Source organism: Morganella sp. B601 (assembly GCF_051172335.1).
Lineage (GTDB): Bacteria > Pseudomonadota > Gammaproteobacteria > Enterobacterales > Enterobacteriaceae > Morganella > Morganella morganii.
The window spans coordinates 614,444-636,979 of sequence record NZ_JBPIZE010000001.1; the positions used below are offsets into that span (position 1 = coordinate 614,444).

Sequence of the window (22,536 nt, forward strand, 5' to 3'; positions counted from 1 at the left end):
TCGCTAACCCGTTTCATCGTCAGAGAGAATTGTGTCTATGATGACTTTTGATCCGTCTGATTGCCCTCATCGCCGCTATAACCCGTTAACGGGACAGTGGATTTTAGTCTCGCCTCACCGGGCAAAACGCCCGTGGCAGGGGAGAGATGAAGTCGCTGATGTGGCGGATTTACCGGCTTATGACCCGGACTGTTTTTTGTGTCCGGGAAATACCCGGGTAAGCGGCGATATTAATCCTGCTTACACCGGCACTTATGTTTTTCAGAATGACTTCTCCGCGCTGAGACCGCAGCCCTGCACACAGCCGGAAAACACCAGTCCGTTATTTCAGACTCAGGCCGTCAGCGGGCTGAGCCGCGTGCTCTGTTTTTCTCCCGACCACAGCAAAACCCTGCCGGAACTGCCGGTGGTACAAATCCGTGCCGTCATTGATACCTGGCAGGCGCAGGCACAGGAACTCGGGGAAAAATACCTCTGGGTGCAGCTGTTTGAGAATAAAGGGGAACTGATGGGCTGCTCACAGCCGCATCCGCACGGTCAGATCTGGGCCGGTGATTTTCTGCCTGATGCCCTGAGCCGCAAAGACGGATTGCTGCGCGACTATTCCCGTCAGCACGGCAGTAACCTGCTGCTGGATTACGCACAGGCGGAGCTGAAAGACGGCAGCCGTACTGTGACGGAAACGGAGCACTGGCTGGCGGTAGTACCGTACTGGGCGGCGTGGCCGTTTGAAACCATGCTGCTGCCGAAACACCGCGTGATCACCCGGATGGAAGCCATGACAGATGCGGAGCGGGATGACCTCGCACTGGCACTGAAAAAACTCACCAGCCGCTACGATAACCTGTTCCGCTGCGCCTTCCCGTACTCGATGGGCTGGCATTTTGCGCCGTATTTCCGGCAGTGCGAACCGGTGGATCACTGGCAGTTACATGCACTCTATTATCCGCCGCTGCTGCGTTCCGCGACAGTGCGCAAATTTATGGTCGGCTATGAAATGCTGGCGGAAAGCCAGCGTGACCTGACACCGGAGCAGGCCGCAGAGAGGCTGCGTGCAGTCAGCGACCATCACTTTAAAACCCCTTTATAATCTGAGGATTCCGATGAAAACAGTTATCAGCAAGGTACAACATGCCTTTGAACAGTGCTTCGGCGCATCCCCTGACATGCTGATCCGGGCACCGGGCCGCGTGAATCTGATTGGCGAACACACAGATTATAACGACGGTTTTGTTCTGCCGTGTGCCATTGATTTCGGCACCGTGGCAGCCGCCTCGCGGCGTGATGATCAGAAGGTCTGCGTGGTGGCTGCGGATTATGATAATGATCGCGATGAGTTTGATCTCTCACAGCCGATCGAATACCGTGACAATAAATTGTGGGCGAATTATATCCGCGGCGTGATCAAATACCTGGCGGAGCGCGGTTTTGTGTTCGGCGGGATGAATATTGCTGTCAGCGGCAATGTGCCGCAGGGCGCGGGTCTGAGCAGTTCCGCCTCGCTGGAGGTGGTGATCGGCCAGACTGTCAAAGCCCTGTATGATTTACCCGTCAGCCGTGAAGTCATTGCCCTGAACGGGCAGCAGGCGGAGAACCAGTTTGTCGGCTGTAACTGCGGCATTATGGATCAGCTGATTTCAGCCTGTGGTGAAGACGGGCACGCATTGCTGATCGACTGCCGCAGCCTGGAAACCCGCGCGGTTGCCATGCCGGAAAACAGTGTGGTGATGATTATTAACTCCAACAAAAAACGCGGGCTGGTGGACAGCGAATACAACACCCGGCGGCGTCAGTGTGAGGCGGCAGCGGAGTTTTTCGGCGTTCCGGCGCTGCGGGATGTGACAATGGAGCAGTTCACCGCCCTGGCTCATGAGCTGGATACGGTGACCGCGAAACGGGCCCGTCATGTGATCAGCGAAAATATCCGTACCCTTGCGGCAGCGGAAGCCCTGAAAGACGGGGATTTACCGCGCCTCAGCCAGCTGATGGCGGAATCCCATCACTCTATGCGTGATGACTTCGAAATCACGGCCCCTGAAATTGATGCGCTGGTTACGATTATCGGTGATGTTATCGGCGCGGAAGGCGGTGTCCGCATGACCGGCGGCGGCTTCGGCGGTTGTGTGGTTGCGTTGGTGAAACCGGAACATGTCGCACCGGTTACAGATGCGATTAACGCACACTATACGGCGATCTCCGGGCTGACTGCGGATATTTATGTCTGCCGTGCCAGTGACGGCGCCGGTGTGATCCGCTGACCGGAGGCAATATGACACATATGCAGCAGCGCCCTTATGAACGGGCGCTGGCAACAGAGCCTGCCGCAGACGGCAGACCGGCGGAGGTAGTGGTTCTGATCAACCGCAACGGCATGCGCATCAGTATTGCCGATACCGGCGCGACCTGGCTCAGCTGTGAGCTGCCGCTGGCAGACGGGATGCGGGATGTGGTGTGCGGTGTGGCGGACAGCGCCGGATTTGCCCGTCAGACCGCTTATTTCGGCGCGACGGTCGGGCGTTTTGCTAACCGCATTGCGGGCGGCGGTTTCACCCTGAAAGGGCAGTTTTATCCGCTCGCCTGTAATGAAGGCTCTACTTGCTTGCACGGCGGAACGGATAACTTCAGCCACCGGCGCTGGCAAATCCGCCGCCGCTCAGCGGATTCCGTAACATTCTCCCTGCAATCCCCGGATGGCGACCAGGGCTTTCCGGGCAATCTCAGCGCAGAAGTGACTTATCAGCTGACCCCGGAAAACGAAGTCCGCCTGACTTACCGGACACAAACAGACAAAGCCTGTCCGGTCAGCCTGACCAATCACGCTTACTTTAACCTTGCCGGTGAAAGCAGCGGCGTGAAGGTGACAGAAGGGGAAATGCAGATCCGGGCGGACAAACGTCTGGGGCTGAATGCAGATAACTTACCGGACGGCACACTCTGCCCTGTGGCCGGCACTGTGTTTGATTTGCGTACCCGCAGGGCGCTGTCTCAGGATTTTATGTCTGAGGCGGCACAACAGCAGACAAAAGGCTTTGATCACGCCTTTGTGCCGGATCCGGCATTGTGTGATGGTAAACAGACTGTCGCGGCATACTGGTCACCGGCGGGGGATGTGTGTCTGGAAGTGGCGACCACCATGCCCTGCATACAGCTTTATACCGGCAATTATCTCGGCGGTCAGCCGGGAAAACACGGCGATTATCAGGATTATGCCGGGCTGGCGCTGGAAACCCAGTATTTCCCGGACGGGCCGAATTACCCGCACTGGCCGGATGCGGTCAGAGGCATTTCAGCAGCGGGGGAACAGCGGGAGAGTGTGACAGTATACCGGTTTGTGTTTTAAATCAGTGGCTCACAACGGTGAGCCACTTTTGCTTTATCAGACAATACGGACACCGGCAGGCATTACACGTTCCGGGGTCAGCAGGACGCTTTCTGAGCCGTCATCGGTTTCGGCGCACAGCAGCATACATTCAGAGGTTTCGCCGCGCATTTTGGCTTTCTGCAGATTGCACAGCACCACGACCTGCTTATGCAGCAACTCTTCCTCTGTATAATACGGCACGAGACTGGTGACGGTCTGAAGTGAGCGGTCACCTACATTTATCTGAACAATATAGAGTTTATCGGCATTTTCGTGACGTTTGACATCCGTGATCCGGCCGGTGCGGATCTCCAGTTTAGCGAAATCAGGGTAAGCGACAGTTTCCATAGTAAAATCCGGTAAAATTTTAGTAAAAGATAATAAAAATTAGCAGAGTTATGCCGGATGGCAAGTACCGGGATCACAAAACAATAACGGAGCGGTAAATGGCAACGATTAAAGATGTTGCGAAACTGGCGGGAGTCTCAGTGGCAACGGTCTCGCGGGTTATCAATCAGTCACCAAAAGCGGGGGCGGAATCCATCCGTGCGGTTCAGGCGGCCATGAAGGAGCTGGCTTACCGCCCGAATGCGGCGGCGCGGGCGCTGGTCAGCCAGAGCAGTGATATTGTCGGCGTGCTGGTGGGGGATGTGTCCGATCCGTTTTTCGGTTCACTGGTCAAAGCCGCAGATGAGGTGGCGCATCAGCACGGAAAACATCTTTTAATCGGCAATGGCTACCACCGGCAGGAGGATGAGCGGCGCGGTATCGAATTACTGATGAACAGCCGCTGTGATGCCTGTGTGATCCATGCCAAGGCACTGAGTGATGAAGAGCTGCGCGGTTATGCAGCGGAGATGCCGTCGATGGTATTTATCAACCGTATGATCCCGGGGCTGGAAAACCGCTGTGTTGCCCTGGATAACCGGCGCGGTACTCAGCTTGCCACACAATATCTGCTGAAACAGGGGCACCGCCATATTGCCTGCTTATCGTCATCACACACGATCGAAGACAGCGCACAGAGGCTGGCGGGCTACAGAGATGCCCTGACAGAAGCAGGCTGTGAGCTGCCGGAAGCCTATATTGCCGTTGGTGAACCGGTGGCAGAAGGCGGAGAGGCGGCAATGAGCGCTGTTTTGTCCCTTTCACTGCCGGTGACGGCGGTCGTGGCATACAACGATTTTATGGCGGCGGGGGCGCTGTCGGTGATTGAAGCGAACGGGCTGCGCGCGCCGGAAGATATTTCTGTTATCGGCTTTGATGACAGCATGATCGCACGATATATCCAACCTCGTCTGACCACAATACGTTATCCTGTTGACATGATGGCTCAGACAGCAACACAGCTGGCACTGGCGCTGGCGTCCTCGCAGGCGCTGCCGTTTTGTCCGCCGTGTTACACACCGACTCTGGTTCTCCGCCACTCGGTGATGAGCAGATTTTCCTGACGAGAATGTGTTAATTTTATTTATTAGTTATCCCTCACTATTTACTTTGGTACTTTGTTAGAAGGCTGCAAATTCACCTGAATTTGCAGCATTTTTTTTGTCCTGCGATTTTCATTCCCGCTGTTTACTCTCCAGTTGTACTTTCCGGTTTAACGATGTCACAGCAATTTATTATCATCATGATAATAATTTTCATTTGCGATCATGTTCTCAATGGCATATATCAATGATAGGATTAATCATTCTCATTTAGTATTTCAAATAAAAAATATCAATCCAGTCAGGGAATAATATGAACGCCTCATTCAAACGCTCACTGCTTGCTGTTGCTGTTATGTCAGCGGCCACCGCCGCTTATGCTGAAAATAAAGATGACACCATCGTGGTTACCGCTTCCGGTTTTGCGCAGGAAATGCGCGATGCACCGGCGAGTATTACCGTTATCACCAAGGAGCAGTTACAAAATAAACCGGCTGCCAACCTGATTGACATGGTGAAAGATGTGGAAGGTGTCAGTGTGATCGGCGGCAGTCTGAAGCCGGATATCAGCATCCGTGGTCTGTCCGGGGATTACACCCTGATTATGGTGGATGGTCGTCGTCAGAACAGCCGTGAATCCCGCCCGAACGGCAGCGGCGGTTACGAAGCCGGGTTTATCCCGCCGGTGGAAGCCATTGAACGCATTGAAGTGATCCGCGGACCGATGTCCTCCCTGTATGGTTCCGATGCGATGGGTGGTGTGATTAACATCATCACTAAAGCAGTGGCAGACGAATGGCACGGCTCAATGGGTATGGGCGGTATCATTCAGGAAAGTAAAGATTACGGTAACTCCGCAAACACGGATTTTTATGTCTCCGGGCCGCTGATTAAAGACAAGCTGGGGTTACAGGTTTACGGCGGGATGAACTATCGTCGTGAAGATAAACTCCTGGAAGGTACACCGCGCAAAGACGACAAAAATATCACCGCCAAACTGGCCTTTACTCCGATCGAAGGGCAGAAATTCCTTGCGGAAGTCGGCCGCAGCACACAGGAACACACATCTACCCCGGGGAAATCGATTGATGAGACAACTACCCGTGGCGGTATCGTTCAGAAGAACAACAAATCCGAAGTACACAACAATCGTAACCACTGGGCGCTGACCTGGAAAGGTGACTGGGACGAAATTAACAGTGAAGTGAGTGTGTATCAGGAAAATACCATCCGTAAAACCAATACCGGCAAATGGAATAAAGTCAGTGAAGACTGGGTCATGGCGTATGAAGCCCGCCAGCCGGAAGTCACCAATACTGTGGTTGACGGAAAGGTCACTGCATTCCTGCCGTCTAACGTCCTGACTGTCGGCGGACAATATCAGTATGCCAAACTGAAAGATGATTCCGTGATTAAAAACAAACAGACCGTCACTGAAAAAATGACTGCTGAGCAGAAAGCGCTGTTTGTGGAAGATGAATTCAGTGTAACCGACGACCTGACGCTGACCGGCGGTCTGCGTATGGACGACCACGAATTCTACGGTAAACACTGGAACCCGCGTGCCTATGCCGTCTATAAGCTGACAGATGAAATCACCATCAAAGGTGGCGTGGCGAAAGCCTTCCGTGCCCCGACACTGCGAGAGTTAAGCCCGAATTTCGGAACGTCCACACAAGGCGGTGCGGCTATCATGTACGGTAACCGTGACCTGAAACCGGAAACCAGCGTTACCGAAGAACTGGGTATTGCTTATGACCACGAATCCGGTTTCTCTGCCAGTGCAACCCTGTTTAACACCGAATTCAAAAACAAGCTGACCAGCTACCAGGTCGCCGGTCAAACCGATCCGCTGACCGGCCTGAATATGTTTATCTACGACAACGTGGGTAAAGCGAATATCCGTGGTGTGGAAATGGCTTCCCGTATTCCGGTGGCAGAAAAATGGAATCTGAACCTGAACTACACCTTCACTGATTCAGAACGTAAGAGTGACGACGAAAAACTCAACGGCAAGTCCCTGAAAGGACAACCGCTGGAAATGACACCGCGTCATATGGCGAATGCCAGACTTGACTGGCAGTACCGCCCGGATATGAACTTCTACACTCAGGCAAACTACACCGGCAAACAAGTCTGGGCAGCACAGCGTAACGGGGCAAAACAGCCGCGTGAACGCAGCGGGATCACCACCCTCGACCTGGGGATGACCTACCAGGTCATGCCAAATGCTCTGCTGAACTTCGCAGTACTGAATATCGCCAACGAGAAAGGGGATGATATCGAGACTAACGGGAACTGGCAGATCGATGAAGGGCGCCGGTATTGGGCTAATCTGAAACTGAATTTCTGATTACGCGTCATCCTTCGCCCTGTGGCGGCGTTGGCTTCGTTCGGCTCCCCCGGTCACATACTGATGTATGCTCCCGGGGATATCCTCACTTTGCCGCCTTGCCACAGAGCGAATGATTTAGCGTAACGCGTCTCTTTGTTTTGTGGCGGCGTTGGCTGCTCTCAGGAAACCGGGTCAATATTCTGTTTACACAATACGTTATGTAGACGGCAGATGCTGCGCAGAAAAACGAAAAGCGTAGAGCGCCAGGGATGGCGCGATCCGAGCGAACAAGGATGTGACAGCGTCTTTTCGTTCTGCGTGGTATCAGCCGGATCACCGTGGCAGAATCAGGCCCCCGGAATCCTTCCCTTGCCGCCTTGCCACAGAACGGATGATTCAGCAGATTTCGCGAACAAGGATGTGTCAGCGTCTTTCCGCTTTGCCGGTTATCCCGCTGCCCGGGTTTGAAAGAAAATGGTTTTATTTTTTCCGGGGATGGCGCGAACCGAATCTGCGTCATCCTCCGTCCCGTGGCAGAATTGTTTTTTTAAGTAAGTCTTTCCCGGAGTCAGGATGTGGAAAAAAATAATGGTGATTTGTTGCATGATGGCGGTATCGCCCCTGATGGCACGGCCTTCACAAGAGATCACTCCGCTCACTGAAGCGGCACAACAACAGTTCACGATAACGCATCATGAGATGCAGCAGGGTGATCGTCACTACCGCCTCTTTATCGCGCAGCCGAAACAGCCGCAAACGGCGTACACTGTACTCTATATGCTCGACGGTAACGGTCAGTTTCCGATGATGATTAACCGGCTCAGCGCCGGTAAAACCCGGCCGCTGCCGCTGCCGCTGGTGGTGGGGATAGGTTATCCCTCAGATCAGGCTTACCCGAAAACCCGTACTTTTGATTACACACCACCCGCAACCGGTGAACAGTTTGCCGCAGGCGGCGGCGAACTGCCTTTCCGGCAGTTTATCCGCGAACAGGTTATTCCGTGGGTGGGCAGTCACTATTCTGTTAATGACCGCCGCTACTTCTTTGGTCACAGCCTCGGCGGATTGTTTGTGCTGCGGACGGCCACGGATGAGCCCGGTTTATTTACCGATTACATCAGTGCCAGCCCGTCCCTCTGGTGGGGCAATGGCACTTATATGACAGCAGAACGTTTTGATCGCCTCCCGGCGGATATCCGGCTGACCATCACTCAGGGCGGACTGGAAGAAAAACCCGATCTGAGCAAAATGAGCGAAGAACAAAAACACAATCTGTCCGTCCGTTACAGTGACATTACCGCACGGGAAGTGTGTGAGCAGTTACAACTGCGCGGCAAACAGTGTCAGTTCCTGATCTTCCCCGGAAAGTCCCACGGCAGTGTTATCCCCGATGCACTGGAGACGGTGATTTCCTTATTACCGGCGGATAAGGAAAAATAAGTTATTTTTTTGTTAATCTGCATGTGAAAATACCGAAAATAACAGGGGAAACCCCATATTCCTCTGTTATTTCCTTCCATAACAAAAACTACTCGCAGCCATTAGTTTTTTTGATTTCATTTTTCCCTCACAAGGGGCTATATTCCGCTCCGTTTCAGACATAAATTCACAATCCACTGCTTCTATCAATGACCCGTCATCAACCATTTTGGCGATGAAACAGCCTGAGAAAAAAAGCAGCGTCATGTTTTTTTGATTTTTTTGTTTTAGGTGGAGAAAAGCAGTGAGTCACAGCATCCGCACGCCGCGTCCTGACAGTGTGTTAATCCCTGTCGCCGGTCTGACGTTATTTGCGATTGCATCCGGTTATCTGATGAGCCTGATCCCGTTATCGCTGGGTCATTTTGCCATCGGTACCGATTACGCAGGCTGGTTAGCCAGTGCTTACTATATTGGTTTATTGCTCGGTTCGATGCTGATTGAGCCGGTAATTGCCCGTATCGGTCACCGCCGTTCCTTTATTCTCTTTGTGCTGGCGCTGGCGGCAACCGTGGCGGTTCTGCCGTTTTATACCGATCTCAGCGCATGGCTGGCATCCCGTATGCTGGCCGGGGTGGCGGTTGCCGGTATTTTTGTGGTGATTGAATCCTGGTTACTGATTGGCGATAACCCGGCTGTCCGTGCCAAACGTCTGAGCTTCTACATGACTGCACTGTACGGCGGCACCACACTGGGTCAGCTGGCGATCGGCGTGTTCGGAACCGCAGGTGTCGTGCCGTTTGCGGTGGTGATGGTGCTGCTGTTTGCCGCTGTGCTGCCGCCGCTGTTCTCCAAAGCACAACCGGTGTGTCACGGCGGACATAAAAGCCTATCCCTGAAACAGATCCTGCGTCTGAGCAAACCGGCGATGGTCGGCTGTATGACTTCCGGCATTGTGATGGGCACCATTTACGGGCTGATGCCGCTGGCATTGCAGGAAAAGCATTACAATACCGAACAGGTCGGCGGCCTGATGGCGGCCATTATCCTCGGCGGGATGATTATCCAGCCGGTGATCAGCAAATTATCTTCCCGCATGAGCAAAGTATTATTGCTGGCGATGGTCTCACTCGCCGGGGTATTTGCGATGGGAATGATTTATCTCTCCGGTCACTATCTGGTGATGGTGGTGGCGCTGACACTGCTGGGGATGTCTTCCTTTGCCCTGTATCCGGTGGCAATCACACTGGCGTGTGACACACTCACCGCGAATGTGATTGTGGCGGCAACACAGGTGATGCTGTTCTGCTACAGCGTGGGTTCGGCGGCGGGCCCGCTGGTGGCCGGACAGTTTATGAAACAGCCGGACGGTATTATGAGTTTCTTCTTTATTGTGCTGCTCTCCACCGCGATTTATATGCTGCTTTCTGCGGTGCGCCGCAAATCCCGGATTCTGGCAAGCTGATACTGCCGGAATGAAAAATGCCCTCATTGAGGGCATTTTTGTACATCGGTATTTATTCTGCGGTTTTTGGTTTGTGGACAATATCCGCATAATGACTTTTATCATCCGGTTTCGGATAGACGCGGTAAATATATTCATCCGGCGTCACTTTGATATTTTCGACCACCCGGGTAAACAGCACTTCCCCTTTATCATTCTTACCGGTCAGCGTCCGGGTTTTACCGTCCGCGCTGAAGGACCAGTCGCCCTGTAATTTCAGCTTTCCTTCCGGGGTGTACATCTTAACGGAACCGTCTTTTTCATAGTTGGCCAGACCAAAGAAGCCCGCCACACTTTCATCGGTGGCCGGAATGGCTTTACCGTCCTGATCCAGTGCCTCTGTCGTTACCCAGGTTTTGCCAATCAGATAATCAGCGGTATTTGCGGCTTTCTGTGCCGTGGCTGTCAGGGGTTTTACCTGAGCATCCGCTGTGGCCGCCAGCGCTGAAAAGGAATACGCCGCTGCGATGATACCGGCAATCATTGTTGTTTTTTTCATGTCAGTTCCTCAGGTTGTTCTGTTTGCTGTTTTTTTAGTGATAACAATACCCGTTATCAATAATACGGATATTTATCTTGTCAGCTCATTTTTTATGTAAGGAAGTATAAAGCTGATTAAATTTTATCGTCATTTCTGACACATCTTTCGTCGTGCAAAAAAGTTGAAATGTGGAGAAAAAATGAAGAACTGTGCAGAAATTATGATGAATTGTGCAGGGATTATGATTTCATAGTCAGAAAGGGTAAAACGGATTGTCTTACACAGCGGTATCGGCAATGATGGCGTCAACAGCAAAACAGTGCTTCAGAAAATTAATTAAGAAGGAATGTTAATATGAAAAAAATCATTGCAGGTGTTATCGGTCTGAGTTTATTAGGTGCGGGTATGACCGCGTTCGCAGCACCGGCTCCGGTTAATCAGCCGCAGCAGAATGGTCAGTATATGAATGGCTACGGTAACTGCGACGGAAACGGCGGTCGTCATATGATGCGCGGCAACCATGACGGGCGCGGCTATCATAATAACCGCGGATACCACAACGGTGGTTACAACCGTGCACCGGTCTTTCAGTCAGCACTGACCACCGCCACCCCGGGTGAAGCCCTGAAAAAAATGAGCGCAGATGCCCCGGCAGTCAGTAAAGACGGCAAACAGTATTTTGTCCGCGCCAGCGTCCGTGATATGAACGGAAACACGCTGTATCAGTCATCATTATCCACCGCAACGCCGAAAGAAGCGCTGGCGAAAATGGCGGGTGATGCACCGGCTGCCGCATCCGGCCAGCAGTATTATGTCCGCGCAGGTATTATGGAAATTCTGCCGGTTAACAACGCCGCACAGTAACCGCTGTCATGAACAAACAAAAATGCCCTCTGATGAGGGCGTTTTTGCTTCACGGATAAAAAACGACGGCGGTCAGAGAGTCAGCGCGGTTTCCAGTGCCAGTTCAATCATATTGTGCATCGCGTTCTGGCGCTGATCGATGGTCAGTTTACCGCCGTTTTTAATATGATCAGAGGTGGTGAGGATCGCCAGTGCCCGCGCCCCCAGCTCTGCCGCGACGGTGTACAGCCCGGCGACTTCCATATCCACCCCGAGAATGCCGTACTGCTCCATCACGGCAAACAGTTCCGGGCGGGTGGTGTAAAACAGATCCGCAGTAAACACATTACCGGTTTTCACCGGTAACTGCAGACGTTCAGCGGTTTTCACCGCAGATGCCAGCAGGTGCCAGTCCGCCAGTGCTGCCAGGTCGTTACCGTAAAAACGGTCACGGTTCACTTTGGAATCGGTACTTGCGCCCATGGCGATCACCACATCCATCAGTGACACATCATCCCGCACCGCGCCGCAGGTGCCGATACGGATGAGGTTTTTCACACCAAAATCCTGAATCAACTCATACGCATACATTGAAATTGAGGGGATACCCATGCCGTGGGCCATCACCGAAATCCGTTTGCCTTTGTATTCTCCGGTATAACCCAGCATATTGCGGACGCTGTTTACTTCCCGCGCCTGCGATAAATAATGTTCAGCAATAAACTTGGCGCGCAGGGGATCTCCGGGCATAATGATGGTTTCCGCGAAATCGTTTGCGCTTGCCTGAATTGCAACTGCCATAAAAGCACTCTCCTCTCAATCAAACCGTGTGAAGGGTCGGTATTTGTTGGTCAGCATGTTAACACGGTTTGGTTTTTATGCCGCCGCTGCCGGCGGATTTTTCACTCAGGGTTTTTACCGGATTACACATATGAATACAGCAATCGGCATTCTCGGGATCGTGGTACTGCTGGGAATAGGTTATTTACTGTCTGAAAACCGCCGCGCTATTAATCTGCGCACGGTGGTACTGGCTTTTACCATTGAACTGGCGCTGGGCGGATTAATTCTCTATTCCCCGGCCGGACAGCACGTTTTATTTGTGATGGCAGAAGCAGTCACCACAGTAATCAACTTCAATAATGCCGGAACATCCTTTATTTTCGGCGGTCTGGTCTCTGACAAAATGTTTGAGATTTTCGGCAGCGGCGGGTTTGTTATCGCGCTGAGGGTATTGCCGATTATTGTCTTTTTCTCCGCCTTGTCAGCGGTACTTTATTATCTGGGGATTATGCAGATCCTCGTGCGCTGGGTCGGCGGGGCGTTACAGCGTCTGCTGAAAACCAGCCGTGCGGAATCGATGAACTCAGCGGCCAATATTTTTCTTGGTGTGACAGAAGCGCCTTTGCTGGTTAAACCGTATCTCGGCAGCATGACCCGCTCTGAACTGTTTGCTGTACTGTGCGGCGGGCTGGCATCTATCGCCGGTACTATGCTGGTGAGCTATGCTTCGCTGGGCGTAAAAATGGAATACCTGCTGGCCGCTTCCTTTATGGCGGCACCGGGCGGGTTACTGTTTGCTAAACTGATGATCCCGGAAACACAGCAGACGGCCGATGAATCCGGCGCCAAACCAGTGCAGGAAAACCGCCCGGCGAATATTATTGACGCGGCGGCAGAAGGGGCGATTAACGGCCTGAATATGGCGCTGGCGGTCGGCGCAATGCTGCTGGCGTTTGTCAGCCTGGTGGCACTGTTAAACGGATTGCTCGGCGGTGTCGGCGGCTGGTTCGGTCTGCCGGATCTGAGCATGGAGCTGATCCTGGGCTATCTGCTGTCACCGATGGCGTGGCTGATGGGTATTCCGTGGAATGAAGCGCTGACATCCGGTGCCATTATCGGGCAGAAAATTGTTATCAACGAATTTTTTGCCTATGCCAATCTGGCGGAATATCTGAAGGGCAATGAAGTCGTGGCTGCCACCGGTCTGCCGATGACTGAGCGGACACAAATCATCCTCTCGTTTGCCCTGTGCGGTTTTGCTAACTTCGGTACTGTGGCAATTGCTATCGGCGGTATCGGTAGTCTGATCCCGAACCGGCGCAAAGAGATTGCCACTCTCGGGATGAAAGCACTGGTCGCCGGGGTGTTATCCAACCTGATGGCGGCCACGATTGCGGGATTGTTTATCGGCGGATAAAGAGTTTGTTATCTGATTTTCTGAAACAATCTGAATGTCAGGTTCATGATAACGGGAAGGCGAACGAAAAGCATGCGAGCCATGGATGGCGAGCCTGAGCGTACAGGGAGGTATTTACAGCGACTTTTCGTTTTGCCCGTTATCATCAGAACCGGAAAGACGGCGCCGTGCTTAACACCACGCCGTCCTGTCCGGGAGATGATTACTTATAATCCCCCTGCAGATAACGGTAAAAAGACGGGTTTACCCACACTTTTTCGCTCGTTACCTGCATCCCGCTTTTCGCTTTGCGGATATTTTCCGCCTGTTTTTCCGCGTTTTCCGGCAGTGCCATCAAATCAGCCTGATAATGGCCGCCGGTCACACGGGTTTCGGCCACCACATCATAACCGTTCACCGGCACATAACTGCGGTAAAACGGCTGCCACCAGGCGGCGCGGATCAGCCCTTTCTGGTCAGCAGTATTTTTCTTGGCGTACTGGTCAATCAGGTTCTGGAAACGGTTACGTTCTTCAGCTGACGGAAATTCCAGGTCGAGATTATATTCACTGGCGATCGCCACTTTTTTGCCGCTTTTCAGCGTGGTAACCGGATAATCCGCCTCACCCCATTCGTCCAGATAAAGAAACGTGGATGATTTCGGCGTCAGCTGCACTTTCGGATCAAACCCTTCGCGGCGCAGCAGGTAAATCAGCTGTGCGGCGTGATCGATATCATTATGGCCGTAGCGGATCATCCGTGTTTTATCAAAGGCGGATTCTTCGCGGGTATCCACCAGGTTATAGCCACTGGTATAGCCTTTATCAATAAAGTTATTCAGAGTTTTCAGCGTCTTCGGATCGTTCGGGAACACCGCGGTTTTCCAGGCGGTATGCAGGCGCGGCACAATATTTTTATCCGACACATTGCCGAGATAGCGGGTGTGATCCTGCTGCTGTGCATCAACAAAAGCCTGAAGCTTATCACTCTCTGCTGCCGGATTTTTCAGGTCATCCGCCGTCAGGGCACCGATGGTGATCATCAGCGCATCGAACCGGTTTGCTTCCGGCTGCTGTGTCAGCGCGGAAATTTGTGCCGGGCTGTAGGTCTCTGCCAGTTCGGTCAGAGAGAGCTTTTCGGCGGCCTGTTGTGAGGTCAGCGCCAGAGCAGGGTGTAAACCACTGAAAAAAAATGCAGATAACAACGTACCGATAAATAACGATTTTTGCATGTTTTATCCTGTAAATGCAGCGAACAAACGATTGCATCACCATATCACAGAGTTGCAATCTGAGTGATAAAGTGTCGTGATTTTTTTACACCGGACAGAGATGAAAAAATGCTCGTCAACCCTTGCAGGACGGAGCGGGATGAGTAAGATACGCGGTACGTGATAGTCATCACGGTTTTGGAGAGATTATGAAAGCGCTTTACCGTAAGTTTATAAAAAAAATCGATCAGTTTTCCGCTCTTATCCCGATGCGTTTTTTCTGATCCGGCGTTCCCGTCTCTCCCTGCGCGTCATATGAACGGCGCGCTGTACCTGAATAAGCAGCCGCAGAGCTTCCCGGCGGGTAAACAGCGGATGTTGCCAGTGTAACAGGGTGAAATACATGATTTGCCTCCCGGCAGATCAGAGAGAACCGCTGCACAAGCGGCCGGAGCATGATTTGCCTCCGGCCGTCTGTAACCGCTTATTTAAATGCCGGCAGCCAGCCGAACACATCCAGAATGACCGTCAGATACACAATCGCACCGCAGACAATCACCAGATTCAGTACCGCGCTGTTACACGGCGAACGGTAAATGGTATCGCTGTCGCTGTAGCGTTTGCGGGAGGCTTTTACCAGGAACGGCGGTAAAATCACACTCCAGATAGTAAAGGCCAGACCGGCATAACCGATGGCATAAACGAATCCGTTCGGGAAGAAGAAACACACCACAGCCGGTGGCAGATACGTCACTACCGCTGTTTTGAAACGACCGGCGCTGTCATTTTTAAAGTTCAGCAGGTCGGCAATATAGTCAAACAGGCCGAGTGTTGCTGCCAGCAGGGAACTGGCTACCGCAAAGTTACCGAAGAATGTCAGGATAAGATCCATCGTTTTCCCTGCCATCACCCCGCCGATAGCCTCAACGAACACATCAATGTTCCCGCCTTTGGCAATAATCGGGGAGAAGTTGGCGCGGCTGATATTGCCCATAGTGACACCCAGCCAGAAGATATACAGCAGTACCGCAAATATTGTCCCGATAATGATTGAACGGGTAATAAAGCGGAATTTGGTTTTGCCGTACAACTTCACCAGGCTCGGCACGTTACCGTGGAAGCCGAACGAAATAATACAGAACGGCAGTGTCATCAGAACATAAGGCAGGTATTTCGTTCCGGGTATTGCCACTGATGCGGAATCCAGCAGATTAGCAATTTCCACGTGTGCAACCAGTCCGGAGAAGGTGGCAAAGAACGCGATAAACTTACCGAAAATTAAAATAGTGGTAATACGTCCGACCCATAATGAGCTGTACCAGACAATCGCAGCCACCAGACAGGCGACAATCACGACTGCGGCTTTTATCGGCAGGGCGACACCGGTATATTTCAATATCGTCTGAGTCAGAACAGCGGATGACCCGGATATATAGGCATACGTCAGAATATAGAGTACAAACCCGAAGGCAATACCCACGACAATATTCCATTTTTTGCCCAGTAACTCGGTGGTGAAGGTATTAAAGCTGGCGCCCGGTTCAAAATGCAGGTTAACTTCAACTAACATCAGACCGGTCAGTAACATCATAATTGCAACTAAAATCAAAATAACGGTGGCACCGGAAAACCAGACACCGGCCATCGCAATCGGCAAAGAAAACATACCGCCGCCAACGACTGTTGCTATAACAAGCATGGTTCCGCTGGTCAGTCCGGGTGATTTATTTGTATCGGCACTATGAATACTCATAATAAAAGTTTCCTATTAATGATAAATATCACCAACAGCATTCATATTTATCGATTTTATTTGTTCTTTATTGTTATAGGGATGCAGAGACAAAAAGGCCCCATTAAAATAATGAGGCCTCTGTCATCAGATAATTACACGTAATCAAAGCGTGCAGTGAAGAAACGTAACTGCTTCGGCTCGTATACGAACTTCAGCCCTTTAATGTCTTCTTTGTGTTTGAACAGTTTGATAATACCGTCAGCAACCAGATCCATGTGTGCATAGGTGTATACACGACGAGGAATAGTCAGACGAACGGTTTCCAGCTTCGGACGGTGATGGTCGCCGGTTTCTTTGTTACGGCCTGCGGAGATAATACCGCGCTCCATAGAACGTACACCGGTTTCCATGTAGATGCTGGCTGCCAGGCTCTGTGCCGGGAACTCATCCTGGGTCAGATGCGGGCAGAAACGGCGTGCATCGAGGAATACTGCGTGGCCGCCGACCGGCTCAACAATCGGTACACCGGCTGCTTTCAGTTTTTCGCCCAGGTAACGAACCTGCTTGACGCGGTGCTCGATATATTCGAACTGCATCGCTTCGCGTAAACCGATAGCCATCGCTTCCATATCACGACCGGCCAGACCACCGTAAGAAGGCATCCCTTCATAAACCACAACCAGTTCACGTGCAGCAGAGAACATGTCGTCGTCGTTCATACACAGGAAACCACCGATGTTCACCAGACAGTCTTTCTTACCACTCATGGTACAACCGTCAGCGTAGCTGAACATTTCGTGAACGATGTCTTTAATGGAGACATCTTCGAAGCCTTCTTCCTGCTCTTTGATGAAGTAGGCGTTTTCCACACAGCGGGTCGCATCGTAGAACACTTTGATGCCGTGTTTATCACATAACTGGCGGACTTCACGCATGTTTGCCATAGAGACCGGCTGACCACCTGCCAGGTTTACGGTTACCGCCAGACAGATATAAGCGATATTTTCCGCGCCTTTCTCAGCAATCAGTTTTTCCAGTTTTTTAATGTCGATGTTGCCTTTGAATTTCACATCCAGGCCCGCATCGTGAGCTTCATCGCGGACGATATCGATGAATGTCGCACCATTTTTTTCCTGGTGATAACGGGTGGTGGTGAAGTACATGTTACCAGCAACATACTGACCCGGTTTGATAGCTAATGAAGAGAGTAAGTTCTCTGCACCGCGGCCCTGGTGAGTAGGAACGATGTGTTTAAAGCCGAATAATTCCTGAACAGTTCTTTCCAGATGGAAGAAGTTTTCGCTGCCCGCGTACGCTTCGTCACCCATCATCATGCCGGCCCATTGTTTATCGGACATGGCGTTGGTGCCGCTATCGGTCAGTAAATCGACATAAACGTCTTTGGAATTCAACAAGAAAGTGTTGTACCCGGCCTCTTTCATTCTTTTGATACGCTCTTCGCGAGGGATCATGGATACGGTTTCAACACTTTTAATACGATACGGTTCTGCTGGATACATCATGGTAAAATCTCCAATTATTTATAATAATAACTCGATAATTTACACAGGCATTTATCTGTTTATAAATGTCATGCCTTGTGAATGATATAGCATTTGTAAATCCGGTAGTGTTCTTGTCTTAATTCAAATTCAGTTTTTTTATTTCTGTTATTTCTTTCTCTGCCATCCTTCTCGTTTGGCGTGAAATCATCATGCGTGAAAAAAAATGAAAAGGGAATGGGGGATATTGAAATAAACAAGAACCGTATTAATCACAAGTGTAAACCGGGTGATCTGTATCACTTAAACTGAAATAATTAATTATATTCAATGGGTTGTGGTTGTTAATGTTTTGTTGTGTATTTATGTGAAATATACATAACTCTCTTTCTTAAATTCCGTTGTTAATATGAATAATTCAATGCTGTCCGGCAGTTATGCCGCAATGAAAAGCCATTTCATTCTGTGGGATTTTATATAGGTTAAGAAAAAGTAAATAAGGGTGAAACGTACAAATTTAAATCTATCTTTACAGGAAGAATAAAAAAACGGATGAGAAGTCTTGTTCTTTTTTAACAAAAACTATGCATCAGATGCACTGGTATGATAATTTAAGTTAAAATATCTTATAAGTAACCATTGTTATAATCATCTTTGTTTTTATTGATCGTACGGAAAAACGTTATGATTTATTGAATCCTTCAACTGAAACCTGGGATAAAAATAAAAATGTGACACAGTCAGGATAAATTTGATGATAAAGATCACATTGATAATGTTACGTTACATGAATGAAAAGTAAGCGACAGCAGGGAATAACAAAGATATTTAATTAAAGCAGTGAATTGTTATGCATTCCGGCATGTGGTTGTTTAGTGATCATGTTCACGGTTTCACATTTACAGTCATGTTAGTAAAGCAAAACACTGTACTTAAAAGTTTACATTATCAGCAGGGGAATAGTAACAGGATGTGTGAGATGTACATATTCTCCGGGATTATTTTATTGAAGTTATGTGCCGTTAATTTTAATTAATAAGGGTTTAGAATCCAGTTTTGTTGCTATTTATAGCGAGTTTATAAACTTAAGTGCTGTTTTTCGGGTTATTTATCTTCGATGCTATCCGGAGTTATTTACAGAGACAGACATGATTTCATGCAGAATCAGCAATCGTCCGCTGAAAACAGTAAATACCGGATTTGTGCTTCAGATCACGCAAAGAAGGTATGAATAAAGAAGAAAAATCAGGCAAAGCGGCAGAGATTTCCGGATTTCAGCTTGAAAACCCTGCCGGGCAGGAGTGTAATAATGCTGTGCCGGATTAGCTCAGTTGGCAGAGCAGTTCATTCGTAATGAAAAGGTCACCAGTTCGAATCCGGTATCCGGCACCATTACTTATCAAAGAGTTAGCGATTATCTCCCGATGCTAGTTTTTCACCTTGGGACGTATTTGGGACGTAACTGTCAAAAATGGCATCTATTTGCTTCGCATGTTCGGTAAGATGATTTGGTGCCAGATGGGCATATCTGCGCACCATTTCTATCGACTCCCACCCGCCCATTTCCTGTAACACTGAAAGTGGAACGCCAGACTGGATCAGCCAACTTGCCCAGGTGTGTCTCAGGTCATGGAAACGGAAATCGTCGATACCGGCTCTTTTTAATGCTGCTCTCCATGCGGTATTAGAATCCGTCCTCATCTTTCTCACTGCCGCAACAGGTGTTCCGTCATTCCTGTATGACGGTTCAGTGTGGACAAATACCCATTTGTGATGGCGACCAATCTGGCTGCGCAAAACCCTGCATGCGGTATCGTTCAGGGCTACACCGATCGCTTTACCTGACTTACTGTCTTCCGGGTAAATCCATGCCACTTTCCGCTGCATGTCTATCTGTTGCCACTCAAGGTTAAGTATGTTCGAACGACGCAGGCCGGTTGACAGAGCGAACCTGACGACTGACTTTAATGGCTCAGGACATTCATCAATCAGCTTTTTCGCCTCAACAGGCTCAAGCCACCGGACTCTACGATCACGAATAGAGGGGATTTTTATCACAGGTGACTTTTCTATCCACTTCCATTCTCTTTCCGCCGCTCTGAGTAGCGCCTTAATGAAAGAAAGGTATCGCGCCTTTGTGGCCGTAGTGACAGGCTTCGCTGTAAACAGTGGAACCTCCTTTCCCTTCCTTTTTGCTGTGTTGGCTTTCCTTCTCCAGCAGTTTTCAGCATGCTTGTTTGTCATCTTGCTGATGATCTTGTAGATGGCATTCTCGGTTATATCCTTCAGCCGGACACCCTCGAAGTACTCAAGCCAGAAAGCGATAAAGTTCTTATCATCCTCTATCGATTTTTTATCCGCTTTTTCCTCAAGCCACCGCAGGCAGGCTTCCTCATAGGTATAGTCCGGGAAGTCACCTACCTGCTCAATTCGCCATTGCTCGGCCTTTAATTTGTCGTGCAGCTCCTGGGCTTGCTTCCGGTCGGACGTACCAAGCGACTTTTTAATTCTCTTGCCGCCAGGTGTCGCGAAGTCGCAATACCAAGAGTTACCACGTTTGAAGATTGACATTTGTGATCTCCTTTCACATCAATCTCGCTCTCGGCGATAGTGTTGATCGGATTACTCAGTGCCGCAAGGCAGGCTGACTCTGTAAACAGATAGGGTGACTTCTTTTTGAACGGGTCTTTCCGCTGATACGAAATGCGTCCGGCGCGGCACCATGACGTAAGCGTATCAGGGCTTACGCCGATAAATTTAGCGGCCTCGTCGCGTGTCATCGTGACTTTATCCATCCTTCATCTCCTTCTGTAACGTACGCACGTAATACCCGAGCACTCTCTTTGCCGGAAAGCGCAGGTGATTAAGTGGTTTAAATTTCGGTGTGTATTTGTCGAGTATTGCGGTGTGTTGTTAGTCTGATGTGTACTGCATTAATTCTTTCAGGCATTCCCTTGCTATTCGTCTGCGTCCGTTCTCTGCTTCCTGTGGTGTCATTGGTCACCTCAGATTTGTGCTTCCCGGATTTGACGGGATAGGGTGACGCTAAGCTCGTCGATTTTATCAGCCATGTCCTGAAGCGACTGAATGTCATCCTTGCGCACTTCAATGGTGATTATCTTTTTAATCAACTGCTCCAGTTTTGGGTAATAGCCAATGGTCGCCGTAACTTCCTGTCCGGCATTCTTTCCTTCTTTTGCTATTTTAATTTCACTGAGGATTAACTGGTGTGGGTCTGATGTAATAACGTATTGGCCTAATTTAATATTCATTTTTCATTCTCCGCACCATTCATCATCAGGAATAATTCCATAGCGGCGCGGTATAATTTTTCATGCTCAATTACACCGGCTGCACCATGACAGCACATCCATCCCCCTGAGTTTTTAATCATTGATATGCCATTCTCAATAATAATCGGCATTGCGTCCGCCGGGTTGTTGCAGGGGTCGAATGGGTAATTGTTGGCGTACTTATCTGTTACAAAAACATGAGTTTCTTGTGAGTCAGTGAAATCAATTAAATTTCCTTCTTTCTTTAAAAAATCATCCACAGCCTTATTAATCTCAAAGTCTGATTTGTCACGATATTTGTTCATCACGTAATATCTCCTCTATCTTATTTTTAATAGCAATAAGGTCTTGTGTTGTCACATCCATATCCCATGACGGAACCTTTACCCTGAACCTGTTTTTAATTGTCGCTTCAATTTCGATGGGGTCATCATGCCTTTCTAAGGCCACATAATACCAATTAGTCACGAAACACCTCCGCACACACTAATTCAACATTCCGCACAGTATTTACCTGCACTGCGCGGCTCTCACATTCTTCGAGCGTATAAATATCATCGGTAAAAGGCGCAGCAGAGCCGTGCATCACCAGTAGTAATACAAATCCGATTGTCATGGTTATTTCCCGATGATGTTATTGGTCGGTTCTTATTACTTTTATCCCCGCAGATTCCAATATAACTTCGCAGCAATCCACGCCACTGTTATATCCGTCCGTGTAATAGTCGTAGGCTCTTACGCGCTGAGATAAAGGCAGTTCAACAATTAAGCTTTCGCGTGATGCCTGCCAGCTAATCCACATTAAATCGATTACTGGGTCGAGGTAGTTAATGCCGTTATTGGCCTTTTTTAATTCCCGTTCCAACTCCGCTGGCTCTGCGTGGAATTTAATAAACTCCTCAAACTGCTGCCGTGATATATCCATCACCCCTCCTGAATCCGCTTAATATGGTTAATTGCTAATTCCATTTTCTGACGCGCCGATGTATTGGCAGAATGAACAATAATCTCAGGTGCTTTAAATCCGTTCAAATACACCTGTTCTTCTATCCACAATAAAACGTTGTAGCCTGTACCGCGCTCATCATCACCTAAATCGTGGTCAAGGCTGATTAATGTCACTTCACCGGTTTGCAACAACTTAATGGCTTCATCAGGCCAGTACACGCGCACAAATCCCTGTGGTGTCTCGCGCTCATCGTCGAGATAGACTTTCATATTCATTCCTCTGTTATCAGCATCCC

At 49.9% G+C, this 22,536-nt stretch carries 23 protein-coding genes and 1 tRNA gene; 10 read left to right on the forward strand and 14 right to left on the reverse strand.

What is annotated here, in order from left to right; all coding sequences use genetic code 11:
• Positions 1 to 37: 37 nt before the first annotated feature.
• From ACSBQN_RS02785 to ACSBQN_RS02795, 3 genes are read left to right on the forward strand one after another with little or no spacing between them, the layout of a single operon-like run.
• Positions 38 to 1,090 carry a UDP-glucose--hexose-1-phosphate uridylyltransferase gene (locus ACSBQN_RS02785; RefSeq protein WP_214176885.1) on the forward strand — a complete coding sequence of 351 codons (1,053 nt, stop codon included), beginning with the start codon at positions 38 to 40 and terminating at the stop codon, positions 1,088 to 1,090.
• 13 nt (positions 1,091 to 1,103) lie between these two features.
• Positions 1,104 to 2,258, forward strand: coding sequence for a galactokinase (galK, locus tag ACSBQN_RS02790; protein WP_024474918.1), 1,155 nt, complete (start codon positions 1,104 to 1,106; stop codon positions 2,256 to 2,258).
• Positions 2,259 to 2,269: 11 nt separating this feature from the next.
• On the forward strand, positions 2,270 to 3,340 hold the full coding sequence (locus tag ACSBQN_RS02795) for a galactose-1-epimerase (RefSeq protein WP_214167944.1): 1,071 nt from the start codon (positions 2,270 to 2,272) through the stop codon (positions 3,338 to 3,340).
• A 36-nt stretch (positions 3,341 to 3,376) separates the two neighbouring features.
• Here the strand turns inward: ACSBQN_RS02795 and ACSBQN_RS02800 are convergent, their stop codons facing one another.
• Positions 3,377 to 3,709 (reverse strand): tRNA-binding protein, encoded by a 333-nt coding sequence (locus ACSBQN_RS02800; protein ID WP_004242310.1) that lies wholly within the window; start codon positions 3,707 to 3,709, stop codon positions 3,377 to 3,379.
• A 98-nt stretch (positions 3,710 to 3,807) separates the two neighbouring features.
• On the opposite strand from ACSBQN_RS02800, the gene ACSBQN_RS02805 reads away from it, so the two are divergent.
• The 4 genes from ACSBQN_RS02805 (at position 3,808) to ACSBQN_RS02820 (ending at position 10,010) form a co-directional block, all read left to right on the forward strand.
• The gene (locus ACSBQN_RS02805) at positions 3,808 to 4,812 is read left to right on the forward strand and encodes a substrate-binding domain-containing protein (protein ID WP_004904318.1); all 1,005 of its coding nucleotides are present in this window, start codon (positions 3,808 to 3,810) and stop codon (positions 4,810 to 4,812) included.
• Between the two features lie 292 nt (positions 4,813 to 5,104).
• Complete coding sequence (locus ACSBQN_RS02810) at positions 5,105 to 7,144, forward strand: TonB-dependent receptor domain-containing protein (RefSeq protein WP_024474920.1); 2,040 nt, start codon at positions 5,105 to 5,107, stop codon at positions 7,142 to 7,144.
• A 555-nt stretch (positions 7,145 to 7,699) separates the two neighbouring features.
• Positions 7,700 to 8,566, forward strand: a complete 867-nt coding sequence (locus ACSBQN_RS02815) for an alpha/beta hydrolase (RefSeq protein WP_354633195.1) — start codon at positions 7,700 to 7,702, stop codon at positions 8,564 to 8,566.
• A gap of 283 nt (positions 8,567 to 8,849) precedes the next feature.
• Positions 8,850 to 10,010 carry an MFS transporter gene (locus ACSBQN_RS02820; protein WP_015422903.1) on the forward strand — a complete coding sequence of 387 codons (1,161 nt, stop codon included), beginning with the start codon at positions 8,850 to 8,852 and terminating at the stop codon, positions 10,008 to 10,010.
• Positions 10,011 to 10,062: 52 nt separating this feature from the next.
• On the opposite strand, the gene ACSBQN_RS02825 is transcribed toward ACSBQN_RS02820, so the two are convergent.
• Positions 10,063 to 10,548: a DUF4822 domain-containing protein gene (locus tag ACSBQN_RS02825; RefSeq protein ID WP_024474922.1), complete on the reverse strand. Its 486-nt coding sequence runs from the start codon at positions 10,546 to 10,548 to the stop codon at positions 10,063 to 10,065.
• Between the two features lie 336 nt (positions 10,549 to 10,884).
• Here ACSBQN_RS02825 and ACSBQN_RS02830 point away from each other — a divergent pair, with 336 nt between their 5' ends.
• A complete protein-coding gene (locus ACSBQN_RS02830; RefSeq protein WP_024474923.1) occupies positions 10,885 to 11,394 on the forward strand; it encodes a hypothetical protein in 510 nt (169 codons plus the stop codon).
• Positions 11,395 to 11,466: 72 nt separating this feature from the next.
• Here ACSBQN_RS02830 and deoD read toward each other — a convergent pair whose 3' ends face one another.
• The gene (gene deoD / locus ACSBQN_RS02835) at positions 11,467 to 12,174 is read right to left on the reverse strand and encodes a purine-nucleoside phosphorylase (RefSeq protein ID WP_004241027.1); all 708 of its coding nucleotides are present in this window, start codon (positions 12,172 to 12,174) and stop codon (positions 11,467 to 11,469) included.
• 130 nt (positions 12,175 to 12,304) lie between these two features.
• On the opposite strand from deoD, the gene ACSBQN_RS02840 reads away from it, so the two are divergent.
• Positions 12,305 to 13,573, forward strand: a complete 1,269-nt coding sequence (locus ACSBQN_RS02840) for a NupC/NupG family nucleoside CNT transporter (protein WP_024474924.1) — start codon at positions 12,305 to 12,307, stop codon at positions 13,571 to 13,573.
• Positions 13,574 to 13,775: 202 nt separating this feature from the next.
• On the opposite strand, the gene ACSBQN_RS02845 is transcribed toward ACSBQN_RS02840, so the two are convergent.
• From ACSBQN_RS02845 to ACSBQN_RS02855, 3 genes are all read right to left on the reverse strand, one after another.
• A complete protein-coding gene (locus ACSBQN_RS02845; RefSeq protein ID WP_354633196.1) occupies positions 13,776 to 14,783 on the reverse strand; it encodes a hypothetical protein in 1,008 nt (335 codons plus the stop codon).
• Positions 14,784 to 15,246: 463 nt separating this feature from the next.
• Positions 15,247 to 16,515 carry an aromatic amino acid transporter gene (locus tag ACSBQN_RS02850; RefSeq protein WP_036406121.1) on the reverse strand — a complete coding sequence of 423 codons (1,269 nt, stop codon included), beginning with the start codon at positions 16,513 to 16,515 and terminating at the stop codon, positions 15,247 to 15,249.
• 134 nt (positions 16,516 to 16,649) lie between these two features.
• Positions 16,650 to 18,020 carry a tyrosine phenol-lyase gene (locus tag ACSBQN_RS02855; RefSeq protein WP_004241032.1) on the reverse strand — a complete coding sequence of 457 codons (1,371 nt, stop codon included), beginning with the start codon at positions 18,018 to 18,020 and terminating at the stop codon, positions 16,650 to 16,652.
• A 1,295-nt stretch (positions 18,021 to 19,315) separates the two neighbouring features.
• Between ACSBQN_RS02855 and ACSBQN_RS02860 the strand changes: the two genes are divergently transcribed.
• Positions 19,316 to 19,391: transfer RNA gene (locus ACSBQN_RS02860), tRNA-Thr, on the forward strand.
• Between the two features lie 15 nt (positions 19,392 to 19,406).
• Here the strand turns inward: ACSBQN_RS02860 and ACSBQN_RS02865 are convergent.
• The 8 genes from ACSBQN_RS02865 to ACSBQN_RS02900 form a co-directional block, all read right to left on the reverse strand.
• A complete protein-coding gene (locus ACSBQN_RS02865; RefSeq protein ID WP_434991615.1) occupies positions 19,407 to 20,564 on the reverse strand; it encodes a site-specific integrase in 1,158 nt (385 codons plus the stop codon).
• Positions 20,447 to 20,794: a helix-turn-helix domain-containing protein gene (locus ACSBQN_RS02870; RefSeq protein WP_071992687.1), complete on the reverse strand. Its 348-nt coding sequence runs from the start codon at positions 20,792 to 20,794 to the stop codon at positions 20,447 to 20,449. Before ACSBQN_RS02870 ends, ACSBQN_RS02865 begins: the two co-directional genes overlap by 118 nt.
• A 210-nt stretch (positions 20,795 to 21,004) precedes the next feature.
• Positions 21,005 to 21,271 (reverse strand): DUF5405 family protein, encoded by a 267-nt coding sequence (locus tag ACSBQN_RS02875; protein ID WP_036423556.1) that lies wholly within the window; start codon positions 21,269 to 21,271, stop codon positions 21,005 to 21,007.
• Positions 21,268 to 21,597 (reverse strand): phage protein NinX family protein, encoded by a 330-nt coding sequence (locus tag ACSBQN_RS02880; protein WP_434991616.1) that lies wholly within the window; start codon positions 21,595 to 21,597, stop codon positions 21,268 to 21,270. The genes ACSBQN_RS02875 and ACSBQN_RS02880 overlap by 4 nt, the downstream gene beginning before the upstream one ends.
• Complete coding sequence (locus tag ACSBQN_RS02885) at positions 21,581 to 21,760, reverse strand: hypothetical protein (RefSeq protein ID WP_427111079.1); 180 nt, start codon at positions 21,758 to 21,760, stop codon at positions 21,581 to 21,583. The genes ACSBQN_RS02880 and ACSBQN_RS02885 overlap by 17 nt, the downstream gene beginning before the upstream one ends.
• Complete coding sequence (locus ACSBQN_RS02890; RefSeq protein WP_434991543.1) at positions 21,753 to 21,908, reverse strand: hypothetical protein; 156 nt, start codon at positions 21,906 to 21,908, stop codon at positions 21,753 to 21,755. Before ACSBQN_RS02890 ends, ACSBQN_RS02885 begins: the two co-directional genes overlap by 8 nt.
• 18 nt (positions 21,909 to 21,926) lie before the next feature.
• On the reverse strand, positions 21,927 to 22,217 hold the full coding sequence (locus ACSBQN_RS02895) for a hypothetical protein (protein WP_434991544.1): 291 nt from the start codon (positions 22,215 to 22,217) through the stop codon (positions 21,927 to 21,929).
• Positions 22,217 to 22,510, reverse strand: coding sequence for a cyclic-phosphate processing receiver domain-containing protein (locus ACSBQN_RS02900; protein ID WP_434991545.1), 294 nt, complete (start codon positions 22,508 to 22,510; stop codon positions 22,217 to 22,219). The genes ACSBQN_RS02895 and ACSBQN_RS02900 overlap by 1 nt, the downstream gene beginning before the upstream one ends.
• Positions 22,511 to 22,536 lie beyond the last annotated feature (26 nt).